The organism is Dietzia kunjamensis, from assembly GCF_045689975.1.
GTDB lineage: Bacteria > Actinomycetota > Actinomycetes > Mycobacteriales > Mycobacteriaceae > Dietzia > Dietzia kunjamensis.
In genome coordinates, this window is sequence record NZ_CP143297.1 from 2455889 (window position 1) to 2469854 (window position 13966).

The following is a 13966-nucleotide window of genomic DNA, read 5'->3' on the forward strand; positions in this document are numbered from 1 at the left end:
CTCGGTCGACGCGTCAGTTCTCGTCGGATCCGTAGTGCTCGTCCACTCCGGACGAGTTGGAGCCCGCGTCCGACTGCGACGAGGTGGCCCCTGCAGGCGCCGACGCGGCGACCTTACCGTTGCCGTGACCACGAGCGGCCCATTCCTCGCGGATGGCCTGCTGCGCGCCCTCCGGCAGCGTGTCGAGCATCTCGGCCACCCTCTCCTCACGCCGGATCTCACCCTTGCGCTCCGGGGCGCCCGGGGTCGGCTGCATCTGCGGCGGAACTCCCTTGAGCTCGTCCTCGCCCGGGGATCCGTCGTTGTGCCCCTCCTCCGCCTGCTTCATCTCCTCGCGCATCTGCGCGTCGTCCTTCTCCTCGGACATACCGATGGGACCGAGCTTGGAGCCGCGCAGGAACTGGCGGACGGACGGTTCCTCGCTGGTGAGCAGCACCTCGCGGGGTCCGAACATCACGAGCTTCTTGCGGTAGAGCATTCCGAGGTTGTCCGGCACTGTGCGGGCGAGGTTGATGTTGTGCGTGACGATGAGGATCGTCGCGTCGATCTGGGCGTTGATGTCGATGAGCAGCTGAGCCAGGTAGGTGGTGCGGACCGGGTCGAGGCCCGAGTCGGGCTCGTCGACGAGGATGATCTCCGGGTCCAGCACCAGGGCGCGGGCCAGGCCTGCGCGCTTACGCATACCGCCGGAGATCTCGCCGGGCAGTTTGCCCTCCGCCCCGGTGAGGCCGGTGAGCTCGAGCTTCTCCATGACGATGTCACGGATCTCACTCTCCGACTTCTTCGTGTGCTCCCGCAGCGGGAACGCGACGTTGTCGTAGAGGTCCATGGACCCGAACAGTGCACCGTCCTGGAACAGGACGCCGAACAGCTTGCGGATCTCGTAGAGCTCCTTGGCTGTGCACTGCAGGATGTCCGTGCCGTCGATGATGATCTTGCCGCGCTCCGGGCGCAGCAGCCCGATCAGGGACTTGAGGAACACCGACTTACCGGTACCCGACGGACCGAGCAGCGCACTGACCTCGCCCTCGGGAAGGGTGAACGTGACGTCCTCCCAGATCTTCTGCGAACCGAAGGACTTGGTCAGACCCTCGACGGAAACCTCGACACCCACGTCAACCACTCCTCACTTCGGCCCTGATCTGTGGCCACGGTCACTGTAAACTACCGCTCCGGAGGCGTGCTTTGTTACATCCCGACCAAAAGTGTTCCGTTACCGCAGCCGGAGAGCAGGCGGGCGTGGGGAAATGGCGCGAGTGGAACGCAAATGGGACAGAGACGGCCCGGCGATATCGCCGGGCCGTCCCTGGTGAAGCGGTGGTGCGTCAGATCACTTGAGGGTGACCGTCGCGCCGGCCTCCTCGAGCTTGGTCTTGGCGGCCTCGGCGGCCTCCTTGTCGACCTTCTCGACGATCGCCTTGGGGGCGGACTCGACGAGATCCTTGGCCTCCTTGAGGCCCAGGCCCGACACGAGCTCGCGCACGACCTTGATGACGCCGATCTTCTTGTCGCCGGCCGACTCGAGGACGACATCGAACTCGTCCTGCTCGGCGGCGGCCTCGCCACCGGCAGCCGGGGCGCCGGCAGCGGCGACGGCGACCGGAGCGGCCGCGGTGACCTCGAAGGTGTCCTCGAAGAGCTTCACGAACTCGGAGAGCTCCAGAAGAGTCATCTCCTTGAAGGCCTCGAGCAGCTCGTCGTTGCTGAGCTTCGCCATGGTGGCGTCCTTTCTGTTGGTCCCGGTGCCGTCAGACGGCCCGGAAGCATGTGGGGTTATCAGTTCTTCTTGTCCTCGAGCGCCGCGAACAGACGTGCCAGCTGCGAAGCGGGCGCGTTGAACAGGCCGGCGGCCTTGGTCTGGTTACCCTTGAGGGCACCGGCCATCTTCGCGAGCAGGACCTCGCGGGACTCGAGATCGGCGATCTTGTCGAGTTCGGTGGCGGACAGCGGTGAGCCGTCCATGACACCGCCCTTGATGACGAGCGCCTTGTTGTCCTTGGCGAAGTTCTTGAGCGCCTTGGCGGCGTCCACGACCTCACCGGTGACGAACGCGATGGCGGTGGGACCGGACAGGAGGTCATCGAGACCCTCGACTCCGGCTTCCTCAGCCGCACGCTTGACCAGGGTGTTTTTGGCCACGGTGTACGTGGCCGCGTCACCCAGCGTCTTGCGCAGTTCGGTGACCTGCGGGACGGAGAGTCCGCGGTACTCGGTGACCACGGCGGTCGTGGAGTTCTGGAAGTGCTGCTTGATCTCCTCGACGGCCTGGACCTTTGCGGGCTTTGCCATGTTTCGCCTCCTTTCTGCATTATCTCGCCCGAGAAAACACGAACGCCCCGTGCGCAGGTGGCACGGGGCGTGGAGGAACTGGCACGGGCCCCTGGGGACCCACGGCACATCCGACGCTGACCGGTGTTCTCCTGCGCGGGCCGTCCGGGCGCTCCCGGACCCTTCGACCACCCCCGGCGGGAGCGGCGACCTGCGGTCTTCGGTGAAACTTGATCAGATGCCCGAGAGCAGAGCTCCCAGGCGTTCAAACTTCGAACCAAGGATATAGGCGGCCGCCGTCGCATACCAAATCGGCCCGGGGGCGACGAATGGCGGGCCGGTCGGCTTTCTGACACATTGGTGCGGTGTCCCCAGCCCCGTCTCGCCTCGCCGTCGTCTACAACCCCACCAAGGTCGGAATCGACGAGGTCCGCCGCCTCGCCGAGGAGCGGGCGTCCAGGCACGGGTGGACGGATCCCGTCTTCTACGAGACCACCGAGGAGGACCCGGGCACCGGTCAGGCGGCACGGGCGGCCGCCGACGGTGTCGGACTGGTGATCGCGTGCGGCGGCGACGGCACCGTACGGTCGGTGGCGCAGGGCCTGCTCGGCACCTCGGTGCCGATGGGAGTCGTCCCCCTGGGAACCGGGAACCTGCTCGCCCGCAACCTCGACGTCCCGTTGGACGATGTCGACCGTGCGTTGCGTGTCGCCATGAGCGGTCGGAGCCGCGCGATCGACCTCGGCGAGGTCCACTACACCGACGGCGACGGCGTGTCCCACGATGACGTGTTCCTCGTGATGCTCGGCGCCGGGATGGACGCCGACATGATCGCGGGCACCGACGACAAACTGAAGGCACGGGTGGGCTGGCTCGCGTACGTCGGCGCGTTCGCCAACACGCTGTTGCGCGGCCACCGGATCCGGGTCGAGTACGCCCTCGACGACGGATCGCCGATCCAGACCCGCGCGCGCACCCTCCTGGTGGCCAACTGCGGGATGCTGCAGGCGGGGATGGTGCTGTTGCCCGACGCCGTCATCGACGACGGACTCCTGGACGTTCTCGCTCTGCGCGCCAAGGGCCCTCTCGGGTGGGCGCAGGCGGGTGCGGTGCTGGCCCATCACACGTTCCAGCACCGACTCAAGCCGATACTGCGGAGGAACTCCACCCCGGAGAGCGGGAAAGAAGAGCATCGGACCCGGCCACTGGATTTCCGCCAGGGCGTGGGGATCACCGCCCGCGTGTTGGAGAAGCCGGCCGCGTTCCAGATCGACGGCGAGGACTGCGGCCTCGTGACCGAGTTCTCGGCCCGGATCAAGCGGAGGGGGCTCACGGTCCGGGTGGCGGTCTGACCCGCGCTCCCCGACCTGGCCCCGGAGGTCAGGTCTCGGGCTTCACCAGCAGCGCCAGCACGTCGTGGATCTCCTCCACGGTGGGCACGGGCAGCGCTGAGCGCCCGTAGACGAACCCGATGCCGGCGTACACCAATACGCCGGCGCGGATCCTCGCCCCCCGTTCGGAGAACCCGAGTTCGACGAACGCGTCGTGGACCACCCGCAGGATGCGTTGGTCCAGTTCGGCAACCGCCTCGGCGACGGTCTCGTCCGCCTTGGCCCATTCGCGGATCGCGGCCTCCCCCTCCCAGGCGCGGGAATCCACGAGCATCGCGCTCATGGTCTCCAGCCGTGCGTCGGGTGGCATCTCCTCCATGGTGACCAGACCACGGGCGGCGTCCATCTCCTGCGAGAAGTAGAGCCTGGCGATGGCGGCCATGAGCGCGTCGAAGTCGGCGAAATGCCAGTAGAAGCTACCCTTCGTGACGCCGAAGGCGGCGCACAGTCTGCTGATCTTGACCGCGGACCTGCCCTCGGTCATGAGCAGGTCCAACCCGGCGCGGGCCCAGTCCTCCGCCGAGAGGCGCCCCGTGCGCGGACCGCTCGGCCGGGCGGACCACGTCGACCCCTGGGTCATCGGTCCGCTGCACCGTGTCGTGTCGTCATCGTCGTCAGCCTACGTCGGACCCAGAGCCTCCACGACCAGACCGCGTGAGTCCGGGTCGCGCCCGAGCTCGCCGTGCCACACGGGCCGGCCGCCCGCGAACGGCCGGACGACCCGCACCTCCGAGCCGGGCGGGGACTGTTCCAGCGGTGGGTGCACGAGCAGGTCGACCGTCGAGACGATGTCGGTATAGACCACCCCGCGCGTCCGGAGGCCGTCCGCGTGGAGCCGCGGGACACCGAGACGGTCACCGCCGCCATCACCTCGTTGAAGGTGGTGATCTGCTCGCCGGAACCCTCCATCGCGGCGGTGAAGGCCTCGAGGTTGCGGACGGTGGCGAAGAGGTCGTCGCGGCCGTCGGAGACGGTCTGCAGCGCCGCGCTGAGCTGACGGACCGTGTCGCGGACGTCGTCACCGCGATCGTCGAGCACCCCGTCCGCGGCGGCCACCGCGGGTGGTCCGGTCGACCCCGATCCCGGCCCCCTCCGGTAGCGGGGCGGGCGTGCCGACGGCGACCGCGTGACCGAATCATACCCGAGGGTATTGTCATGCGGGTGAGCTAGGTCACAGTGTGCTCCGGGCTGCCGTACCGCGCGTGCGAACGCGAGGGAATCCGTGCCCGCGGCCGCTCGTTGCGATGGCGTCTCACCCTCGCCGCAGCCCCATCTCCCCCACAGCCGCGCCCGAACATGGCGTCTCGCACGCCCCGAAGTGAAGGCGAGACGCCATCGCGAGGAGCGGCTGCGTGGGGGGCGGGCATGCCATCACGCGAGACGCCATCGGGAGGAGCGGCTGCGGACCGGTCGGCCGGGCGGCCGGCGGCTCCAGGCATGCCGGGAAATGCGGGAAGGCCCCGCGTCCGGATAACCGGTCGCGGGGCCTTCAGCCGAGCTGGTGGCGTCTCAGCCGAGCAGATCAGCTCGCTGCGGAGTCGGAACCCGCCTCGAGGAGCTTGGAGATCGCCGACGGATCGACCGGGATGCCGGGGCCGGTCGTCGTGGAGATGGTGACCTTCTGCATGTAGCGGCCCTTGGAGGAGGACGGCTTGAGGCGCATGACCTCGTCGACCGCGGCCTGGTAGTTCTCCGTGAGCTGCTCCGTGGAGAAGGAGGCCTTGCCCACGATGAAGTGCAGGTTGTTGGCCTTGTCGGTGCGGAAGGTGATCTTGCCGCCCTTGATGTCGCCCACGGCCTTGGTCACGTCCATCGTGACGGTGCCCGTCTTGGGGTTGGGCATGAGGCCACGCGGGCCGAGCACGCGGGCCACACGGCCGACCTTGGCCATCTGGTCCGGGGTGGCGATCGCGGCGTCGAAGTCGAGCCAGCCGCCCTGGATGCGCTCGATGAGGTCCTCGGAGCCAACGACGTCGGCGCCGGCGGCCTCGGCCTCGGTGGCCTTCTCGCCCGCGGCGAAGACGATGACGCGGGCGGTCTTACCGGTACCGTGCGGAAGGTTCACGGTGCCACGGACCATCTGGTCCGCCTTGCGGGAGTCGACGCCAAGTCGCATGGCGACCTCGACGGTGGCATCCATCTTCGTCGAGCCGGTCTCCTTGGCCAGGGCCAGGGCGTCCAGAGGCGAGTACAGCTTGGTGCGGTCGACCTTCTCAGCTGCGGCCTTGAAGGCCTTGCTGTTCTTGCTCATGTCAGTTCCATTCCTGCCGCGTCTTCACGCGCGACGGTCGGGTGTGGTGCGGGCCTGAGCTGCCCTCCCACAGATGTTCGGGGGGTGGAGGTCAGGCCTCGACCGTGATGCCCATGGAACGGGCGGTGCCGGCGATGATCTTCGCGGCCTGGTCGATGTCGCTGGCGTTGAGGTCCTCCAACTTGGTCTGCGCGATCTCGCGGACCTGGTCCATGGAGACCTTGCCGACCTTGGCGGAGTGCGGGGTGCCGGAGCCCTTCTGCAGGCCGGCGGCCTTGAGCAGGAGCTTGGCGGCCGGCGGCGTCTTCAGCTTGAAGTCGAACGACCGGTCCTCGTAGACCGTGATCTCGACCGGCACGACGTTTCCGCGCTGGTTCTCGGTGGCGGCGTTGTAGGCCTTGCAGAACTCCATGATGTTGACACCATGGGCACCCAGAGCCGGACCGACCGGCGGGGCCGGGTTGGCTGCGCCGGCCTGGATCTGGAGCTTGATGAGCCCTGAGACCTTCTTCTTCTTCGGAGGCATCGTCTTCCTGATTCTTCGACTGGATCTCGGCTCCGCGCTGTACACGCGGGAGGCCGACTGTCGTGTGCGCCCGCCTCCCCTGCATGACCCCCGGAAGGGCACGCGGGAACACAGGCGCAACCTTGGAGAGTCTACGCGCGCGGCCGGTCGGAACCCTAATCGCCGACACCGGCCATGCTGACAGACGAGCGACCCGCCCCACGCCGGGCGCGGGACGGGTCGTCGTGGGAGTTCTGCGGGTCAGTCGATCTTCTCGACCTGGGTAAAGCCGAGCTCCACCGGCGTCTCGCGACCGAAGATCGACACGAGGACCTTGAGCTTCTGCGCGGCCGGATCCACCTCGGAGATGGACGCGGGCAGCGTGGCGAACGGGCCGTCCATGACGGTGACCGACTCGCCGACCTCGAACTCCACCTCGACGGCCTGCGGGGCGAAGCCCTGGTCGTCGGCGGTGCCCGCGGCGGCGGACTTCTTCTCCGGCTTGGGGGCCAGGAACTTGGCCACGTCGCTCAGCGAGAGCGGGGTGGGCTTGCCGGCGGCGCCACCGGTCGCGCTGACGAACCCGGTCACGCCCGGGGTGTTGCGCACGACGCCCCACGACTCGTCGTCGAGTTCCATCCGCACCAGCACGTAGCCGGGCAGGACCTTGCGGTTGGCGACCTTCTTCTGGCCGTTCTTGACCTCGGTGAACTCCTCGACCGGGACCTCGACCTGGAAGATCTTGTCCTCGGCGCCGAGGGTCACGGCGCGGGTCTCGAGGTTGGCCTTCACCTTGTTCTCGTACCCGGCGTAGGAGTGGATGACGAACCAGTCGCCGGGAAGCTTGCGCAGCTGACGCTTGAAGGCGATGATCGGGTCGATCGCGGGCGCGGCCGCCTCGTCGGCCGCGGTCTCCTCGGCCGGAGCCCCCTCGGGCGCCTCGCCGGAAGTCTCGAGCGCCGACTCGGCGAGCTCGTCCTCCGCAACGGTCTCGTCGCCCTCGGGGACCGTCTCACCCTCGACATCCTCGTCGAGCTCGGTCTCGACCGCGTCGGTGGCGGCGTCCTGGTCCAGCTCGGCGCCAGCCGCGACGGTGTCGGCGGCGTCAGCCTCGGCGTCGGTGTCGATGGTGTCGGCGGGATCCGCAGCCGTGTCACCGAGCACCGCGTCCGCCTCGGTCGCGGCCTGCTCGGCGCCCTCGGCCTCGGGGCTCTGATCGATGTCGCTCACGGAAATGCGGTCCTCTCGAAGTTCGGCGGTCCGGATCTCGCCCCGGACCCCAGCGGCAGGTCTCTAGCGGTCGAAGACGAGCTCGACGAGCTTGCCCGCGCCGAAGTCGACGCCCGAGACCAGCGCGGTCATGAAGATGAGGAACAGGAACACCACGATGGTGTAGGTGACCATCTGGTTGCGCGTGGGCCAGATGACCTTGCGCAGCTCCTCGACGACCTGCCCGATGTACTGGAACGGATTCGTGCGGGCGCTCCGCGTGTCCTCCGGCTTGTCCGCGTCCGTACGGACCCGTCCGGCCACGGCGGTGTCGCCGCGCCCCGCCTTGCCGGTGGGGACGGCGGCAGCGGCGTCGGAATCGCGGACGCCGTTGACGTCGACGTCGTCGTCGCGATCCTGGCTCACGCGGCTACCTCCGGGTCGTCTGGTGTGCGGTAAGTGCAGGGGCGACAGGACTTGAACCTGCAACCTGCGGTTTTGGAGACCGCTGCTCTGCCAATTGAGCTACGCCCCTTCGGCCGGTCTCCCGGCCACCCGTGCCCTCCCGCGCCTGCGGGCCGCACGAACGCCTCGACTCTACAGTGTCGGCGACTGCCTGGCGGCAGCGCGGTCCGCGACCGCGTTCGGTCGGGCGTCCCAGTGTACGACAGGCGGCCGGTGGCCCGAAATCGTCCGGCGTCACCCCGCGAGCGAGACCGTGACGATCGCCTTGCCGAACACCTTCGACCCGCCACAGGTCACGGCGAGCGCGACGTCCGCGGTCGAGCCGTCCTCGGCCACCTTCCTCACCGACCCCGCCACCTCGAGCCGGGCGGGTTCGTCGGCGGGGACGACCACGGGCCCGGCGAACCGGAACGAGGTCGCCAGCACGCGGTCGGCGCCCCCGGCCCACTCGGCCACGACCCCGATCGCCAGCGCGGAGGTGAGCATCCCGTGCGCCACCACCCCGGGCAGCCCGAGCGCCTGCGCCGCGTCATCGTCCAGGTGGATGGGGTTGTGGTCCCCCGACGCCTCGGCGTAGCGGCGCAGGTCGTCCCGCGAGATCGGCAGGGTCCGCGACGGCAGGACCTCCCCGGCGACCGCGGTCCTCGTCGTCGTCCCCCGCACGTCGTCGCCCCGGTCGGTCATGCCTCCACCTCCGCGGTGAGCAGCGCACTGGTCAGGGTCTGGACGGGCTCGCCGTCGGCGTCGCGCAGCACGGTGTCGAACCCGATCATCCGCCCGCCGCGCGCCGACCGCACCCCGGTGACCGTGGCGGTGGCGGTGAGGACGTCGCCGACGTGGATCGGCCGGTGGTGCTCGCTGGACTGCGCGGTGTGGAGGGTCCGCGCCAGGTCGATGCGCAGGGCGGGGTGCTCCATCACCGCGCGTTGGACCGGGGCGGTCAGCGCGGCCGCGAGGGTGGCGGGGACCTGGCCGGTCGGCGCGCCCACCGCCTCGGCGAAGCGCGCCACCACCGCGTCGGTGACCGTGACCGGATCCCCGACGACGACGACGAGGTCATCAGCGTTGTCTGTGCTCACAGGCGCCGACGCTACCCGAGGGCGAGTCCGCCGAACCGCTGATACGACCCGTCCGCGCCTCCTACGGTGGGGGCAGTCGAGCAGGGAGTGCGATGTGAGCCACGACGACCCGGCCCCGCGGGCCGGGCACGAGAATGCTGGGCGATCGCCGGGCGGGCCCGGCGGAGACGCCCCCACACCGGTGGAGGGGCACGGCGGATCCCACGCCACGGCCGTCGCCGCCGCGCACGGCGTGCGGACGATGTTCACCCTCTCCGGGGCGCACGTGTTCCCCATGTACGACGCCGCGGAGAAGGAGGACCACGGCGTGGCACTGCTCGACGTGCGGCACGAGCAGACGGCCGCGTTCGCCGCCGAGGCCACCGGCAAGCTCACCCGCTCGCCCGGCCTGGCCGTCCTCACCGCCGGCCCGGGCGTGACCAACGGCGTGTCCGCGCTGGCGCAGGCCTCGTTCTCCGGCGCCCCGATGGTGGTCCTCGGCGGACGTGCACCGGCCGGCCGCTGGGGCACCGGCAGTCTCCAGGAGTTCGACCACGTCCCGGTGGTGCAGTCGGTGACCGTGTCCGCCGAGACCGCCCGCGACACGGCCGATATCGCCGCCGCCACCCACCGCGCGTTCACCGCCGCCCGCTCCGCGCACCGCGGGCCTGCGTTCCTCGACGTGCACATGGACCACTTCTTCGACCGGTGCGGCTCCGTCCGGCCCGGACCGGGGCGGGCCGATGACGGTTCCCCCGCTCCCGCGGCGGACCGCTCCCCCGACACCGACGCCGTCGACCGGATCGCCGACCTGCTGGTCGGCGCCGAGCGGCCCGTCCTGGTCCTGGGCTCCGACGTGTGGGCCGACCGGGGCGAGGACGCGGCGCTGCGGTGCGTCGAGTCGCTGGGCCTGCCCGTCATCCCCAACGGCATGGGTCGCGGGATCGTCCCGGCCGGGCACCGGCTGCTGGTGACCAAGGCGCGCGGGCTGGCGTTCGGCGCGGCGGACGTGGTGGTCGTGGTGGGTACGCCCCTGGACTTCCGGCTCGGGTACGGCGTGTTCGGCCGCAAGGAGGGCGCGACGCCGGCGACCGTGGTGCACATCGCCGACTCCCCCGGGCAACTCGGCCACCACGCCGCACCGGCCGTGGCCACCGCGGGCGACCTGGGGCTCGTGCTGGACGCGGTGGTCGAGGCCGTCCAGCGCCGGTCGGGGGCGGCGCGCCCGGACTGGTCGACCTGGGCGGCCACGCTGCGGGAGAAGGCCGACGCCACCCATGCCGCCGATCTGCAGCTCCTGGGCGCCTCGGCCGACCCCGTCCATCCCGCCCGGATCTACGGCGAGCTCCTTCCACGGCTGGCCGAGGACGCCGTGGTGATCGGCGACGGCGGCGACTTCGTGTCCTACGCCGGCAAATTCATCGAACCCGCCCGGCCGGGCAACTGGCTGGACCCCGGTCCGTTCGGGTGCCTGGGTGCGGGGCTGGGCGCGGCGATCGCGGCCCGCATCGCCCGGCCGTCCAGCCAGGTGGTGCTGCTGCTGGGCGACGGCGCCGCGGGGTTCTCCCTCATCGACGTGGACACCCTCGTGCGGCACAAGCTGCCCGTGGTGATGGTGATGGGCAACAACGGGGCGTGGGGCCTGGAGAAGGGGCCCATGCAGATGCTCTACGGCTACGACGTGATCGCCGACCTCGCGCCGCGGACCCGCTACGACGAGGTGGTGAAGGCCCTCGGCGGGGCCGGCGAGATGGTCACCGATCCCGCGCAGATCGGCCCGGCGCTGGACCGGGCGTTCGCCAGCGGCGTGCCGTACCTGGTGAACGTGATAACCGATGTAGAGGCCATGTATCCCCGCTCGACATTTGGAGTCTGAACTGACGTGATCAACCCTGATTTCCCGCTGTGGCTACGGGCCTCCCACCTGATCAACTTCATCCTGATCGGCATGTTGCTCCGCTCGGGCTGGGAGATCCTGTCCTCGATGCCGCGACTGTGGTGGCGCAACGACTGCAAGCCCGGGACCGAGTGGTTGCGCTTCACCCGCCGGAAACTGCCACGGGAGGAGGGCGTGTACACCTCCCTGATGGACGAGAAATCCCTGTCACCGTTGATCGGCCTACCGGGTCGGGAGAACATCGGGCTGGGCCGGCACTGGCACGGGATCTCGGTGATGCTGTGGGTGCTCAACGGCCTGGTGTACGTGGTGCTGCTGTTCGCGACCGGACTGTGGCGCCGCATCATCCCCACCTCGTGGAGCGTGTTCGGCGAGGCGTGGGAGTCGATCCGGATGTACCTCGGGTTCCGGGCTCCGGCGATCGAACACTTCGACCCGTATGACGCCGCACAGATGCTGGCCTACACCGCCGTCATCTTCGTCCTCGCTCCGCTGCTCATCCTCACCGGCGTGGCCATGGCGCCGGCGGTGCGCTCGCGGTTCCCCTGGTACGTCAAGCTCTGGGGCGGCCACCAGGGCGCCCGGTCGCTGCACTTCATCCTCATGGTGCTCATCTCCGCGTTCATCGTCATGCATGTCGGGCTGGTGTTCCTGGTGCACGCCGAGCACAACGTCGTGCACATGGTGTTCGGCACCACCGACACGGCACGATCCGCCCAGGCCTTCACCATCACGATCGCCACCGTCGTGGCCGTGGTCCTGTTCTGGATCGCCCTGAGTTACTGGTCGCTGGCCGACCGCGCCCGGGCGCAGCGGTTCACCGCCGGGGTGTCCGAGATCGGCCGCCGCCTCTTCCTCAACCGGATGCGACCGCGGATGGGGCGGCAGAACACCTACTCCGACGACGACATCTCCGAGTTCCACTGGACCAACGGCCTGCCGCCCACCGAGGACGAGTCGCCGGAGTGGGTCGAGGCTCGCGACGATGCCTGGCGCGGCTATTCCTTGACCATCGGCGACGACCTCTCGGGCGCCGAGAAGACCCTGGCCCTGGACGAGCTCACGGAGCTGCCGCGCACCTCTTATGTAGCGGTGCACACCTGCATGCAGGGCTGGTCCGCCACGTCCCGGTGGACCGGCGTACGACTGCGGGATCTGCTCGAGGTCCTCGGCCCCCGGCCGGAGGGAGCCCACTACGTGCTGATCGACTCCTACGGTCTGGCCCAGAAGATGTATGACAACCGGCCGCGGGAGCCGTTCTACGCGGTACTCGACCTCGACACGGTCTACGAGGACGACACGATTCTGGCCTACGAGCGCAACGGAACCCCTCTCGAGACGCACCTCGGCGCCCCCGCCCGCCTGCGGGTGGAGTCGAACCACGGCTACAAGCACGTCAAGTGGGTGCGCTCGATCCGGTGGATAGCCGACTACGCGGAGTACGGTGACGGCCGAGGCGGGACCCGCGAGGATTCCGCGCTGCAGGCGTTCAACGGAAGGATCTGACGTGTCCCACATCGTCTCGTGCCGCTTCGAGGTCAGCGGCGTCCGGAACGACAGGGACGTCAAGAAGGCCCTCCAGGCGCTCTACGACATCTTCGCCGAGCACGGACTGGGCCAGGCGACCTTCGAACTCACCGGGGCCGAACACGCGCAGCTGTACGTCAAACACCCGGACACGGTCCGCCCGGACCCGGCGATCATCGAGAAGGCCCTCGCCCGCGCGGGAGACTTCCGGGTGGTCTCTACCCATCTGCACTCCTCGAACTGAATCGCTGCACCGATGTCCCGAAACCCGGTTCGGCGCAACTGCGCACACCCGCACTCCTGCTCGGACGAGACCCGGCTGCGGGTACTAGCCGATGCCCCACTGACCCGGGAGCTTTCACCTGATGACCGGCGCGACCTCAACGGGCACCTGACCGCCTGGTCCTGGGCCGAGGACGATCCGATGGTGCTCGCCGGGGATGAAATCCCCGGTTCGTATCTCGTCGTCTCCGGCCGCGCGCGGGTTACCCGGGACACCGCCGATGGCCGGGAGCTCACCGTGGACATCGCCGCCCCCGGAGACACCGTGGGGCCGTTGCACACGGAGGCTGCCGTCGCGACCGAGTCCGCCTGGGCGATGGAGACGACCTGTGCGCTCTTCCTGCCCGCTCACGCGCTGGCGGAGGTGGTCGGCGACCACCCGAGCCTCGCCCTGGGCCTGATCCGAATGCAACAGGATCGGCTCGCGCAGGCCCGGGAACAGGAGATCGGGCACACCACGCAGTCGGTGGAGCAGCGGGTCGGCTCGACGCTGCGGCACCTCGACCGCAAGCTCGGAAGTCTCCAGCGGGACGGCTCGAGTCTCCTCCAGGTCCGACTGCGCCGCGACGACATTGCGGGGATGGCCGGCACCACAGTGGAATCCGCCTCGCGCGCGATGGCGCGGATGAAGAAGGCGGGCGTCATCGACTCCGGCCGCGAATGGGTCTCGGTCCTCGACCGCGCCGCACTCGAGAGGCTGATCGCGGGCGATTAACTGGTCGGCGCCGCTTTCCCGTTGATTGATTGGCGTCAAGGAAGTCTTCTCCGGTTGCTCCTAGGTTCGGAGATGCACGTAAGGAACGTGCACCGTTCCCCCGAGGAACAGCAACCGTAGAGGAGCTGGGATCACCATGAGTGTCCGCGAACAGGTCAAGAGCATCGTTCTGCGTTCGGATGAATTCTCGTGCCCGTCGTGCATCGCGAAGATCGAGAACAAGTTGAACGGTCTGGACGGTGTCGAGTCCGCGGAGGTCAAGTTCGCCTCCGGACGAGTACTGGTCGACTACGACCCCGCGAAGGTCTCGGTACGTGACCTCGTCGCAGCGGTCGCCGAGGTCGGCTACGCGGTCAAGCCGTCGGCGTTCTGACGCGACGACACCGACCGCACGACGG

At 69.3% G+C, this 13966-nt stretch carries 17 protein-coding genes and 1 tRNA gene; 7 read left to right on the forward strand and 11 right to left on the reverse strand.

Going from position 1 to position 13966, the window contains the following annotated elements:
- Nucleotides 1–13 precede the first annotated feature (13 nt).
- From VZF99_RS11460 to rplJ, 3 genes are all read right to left on the reverse strand, one after another.
- Nucleotides 14–1114, reverse strand: a complete 1101-nt coding sequence (locus VZF99_RS11460; RefSeq protein WP_407334802.1) for an ABC transporter ATP-binding protein — start codon at nt 1112–1114, stop codon at nt 14–16.
- A gap of 216 nt (nt 1115–1330) precedes the next feature.
- Complete coding sequence (gene rplL / locus VZF99_RS11465; RefSeq protein ID WP_007631805.1) at nt 1331–1717, reverse strand: 50S ribosomal protein L7/L12; 387 nt, start codon at nt 1715–1717, stop codon at nt 1331–1333.
- Between the two features lie 59 nt (nt 1718–1776).
- Nucleotides 1777–2289 (reverse strand): 50S ribosomal protein L10, encoded by a 513-nt coding sequence (gene rplJ / locus VZF99_RS11470; protein ID WP_007631803.1) that lies wholly within the window; start codon nt 2287–2289, stop codon nt 1777–1779.
- Between the two features lie 344 nt (nt 2290–2633).
- Between rplJ and VZF99_RS11475 the strand changes: the two genes are divergently transcribed.
- Nucleotides 2634–3620, forward strand: a complete 987-nt coding sequence (locus VZF99_RS11475) for a diacylglycerol/lipid kinase family protein (RefSeq protein ID WP_407334803.1) — start codon at nt 2634–2636, stop codon at nt 3618–3620.
- A 28-nt stretch (nt 3621–3648) separates the two neighbouring features.
- On the opposite strand, the gene VZF99_RS11480 is transcribed toward VZF99_RS11475, so the two are convergent.
- Nucleotides 3649–4239 carry a TetR/AcrR family transcriptional regulator gene (locus VZF99_RS11480; protein ID WP_407334804.1) on the reverse strand — a complete coding sequence of 197 codons (591 nt, stop codon included), beginning with the start codon at nt 4237–4239 and terminating at the stop codon, nt 3649–3651.
- Nucleotides 4240–4341: 102 nt separating this feature from the next.
- On the opposite strand from VZF99_RS11480, the gene VZF99_RS11485 reads away from it, so the two are divergent.
- Nucleotides 4342–4656 carry a hypothetical protein gene (locus VZF99_RS11485; protein ID WP_407334805.1) on the forward strand — a complete coding sequence of 105 codons (315 nt, stop codon included), beginning with the start codon at nt 4342–4344 and terminating at the stop codon, nt 4654–4656.
- Nucleotides 4657–5181: 525 nt separating this feature from the next.
- Here VZF99_RS11485 and rplA read toward each other — a convergent pair.
- The 7 genes from rplA to hadA form a co-directional block, all read right to left on the reverse strand.
- Nucleotides 5182–5910 carry a 50S ribosomal protein L1 gene (gene rplA / locus VZF99_RS11490; protein ID WP_163375563.1) on the reverse strand — a complete coding sequence of 243 codons (729 nt, stop codon included), beginning with the start codon at nt 5908–5910 and terminating at the stop codon, nt 5182–5184.
- Between the two features lie 91 nt (nt 5911–6001).
- The gene (gene rplK, locus VZF99_RS11495) at nt 6002–6436 is read right to left on the reverse strand and encodes a 50S ribosomal protein L11 (RefSeq protein ID WP_096907015.1); all 435 of its coding nucleotides are present in this window, start codon (nt 6434–6436) and stop codon (nt 6002–6004) included.
- 240 nt (nt 6437–6676) lie between these two features.
- Nucleotides 6677–7645, reverse strand: coding sequence for a transcription termination/antitermination protein NusG (nusG, locus tag VZF99_RS11500; RefSeq protein ID WP_407334806.1), 969 nt, complete (start codon nt 7643–7645; stop codon nt 6677–6679).
- A 63-nt stretch (nt 7646–7708) separates the two neighbouring features.
- The gene (gene secE, locus VZF99_RS11505) at nt 7709–8050 is read right to left on the reverse strand and encodes a preprotein translocase subunit SecE (protein ID WP_096907013.1); all 342 of its coding nucleotides are present in this window, start codon (nt 8048–8050) and stop codon (nt 7709–7711) included.
- A 36-nt stretch (nt 8051–8086) separates the two neighbouring features.
- Nucleotides 8087–8159, reverse strand: a tRNA-Trp gene (locus tag VZF99_RS11510).
- 164 nt (nt 8160–8323) lie between these two features.
- Entirely contained in the window at nt 8324–8773 is a 450-nt protein-coding gene (locus VZF99_RS11515; protein ID WP_185950693.1) for a MaoC/PaaZ C-terminal domain-containing protein, read from the reverse strand.
- Nucleotides 8770–9168, reverse strand: a complete 399-nt coding sequence (hadA, locus tag VZF99_RS11520; protein WP_007631778.1) for a (3R)-hydroxyacyl-ACP dehydratase subunit HadA — start codon at nt 9166–9168, stop codon at nt 8770–8772. Before hadA ends, VZF99_RS11515 begins: the two co-directional genes overlap by 4 nt.
- 181 nt (nt 9169–9349) lie before the next feature.
- Between hadA and VZF99_RS11525 the strand changes: the two genes are divergently transcribed.
- The 5 genes from VZF99_RS11525 (at nt 9350) to VZF99_RS11545 (ending at nt 13941) form a co-directional block, all read left to right on the forward strand.
- Nucleotides 9350–11023 carry an acetolactate synthase gene (locus tag VZF99_RS11525; protein WP_407336121.1) on the forward strand — a complete coding sequence of 558 codons (1674 nt, stop codon included), beginning with the start codon at nt 9350–9352 and terminating at the stop codon, nt 11021–11023.
- A 6-nt stretch (nt 11024–11029) separates the two neighbouring features.
- Nucleotides 11030–12550, forward strand: a complete 1521-nt coding sequence (locus VZF99_RS11530) for a molybdopterin-dependent oxidoreductase (RefSeq protein ID WP_185950694.1) — start codon at nt 11030–11032, stop codon at nt 12548–12550.
- 1 nt (nt 12551) lies between these two features.
- Complete coding sequence (locus VZF99_RS11535; protein ID WP_067716829.1) at nt 12552–12815, forward strand: hypothetical protein; 264 nt, start codon at nt 12552–12554, stop codon at nt 12813–12815.
- 12 nt (nt 12816–12827) lie between these two features.
- Nucleotides 12828–13568, forward strand: coding sequence for a helix-turn-helix domain-containing protein (locus tag VZF99_RS11540; protein WP_185950695.1), 741 nt, complete (start codon nt 12828–12830; stop codon nt 13566–13568).
- 136 nt (nt 13569–13704) lie between these two features.
- Complete coding sequence (locus VZF99_RS11545) at nt 13705–13941, forward strand: heavy-metal-associated domain-containing protein (RefSeq protein WP_067716832.1); 237 nt, start codon at nt 13705–13707, stop codon at nt 13939–13941.
- Nucleotides 13942–13966 lie beyond the last annotated feature (25 nt).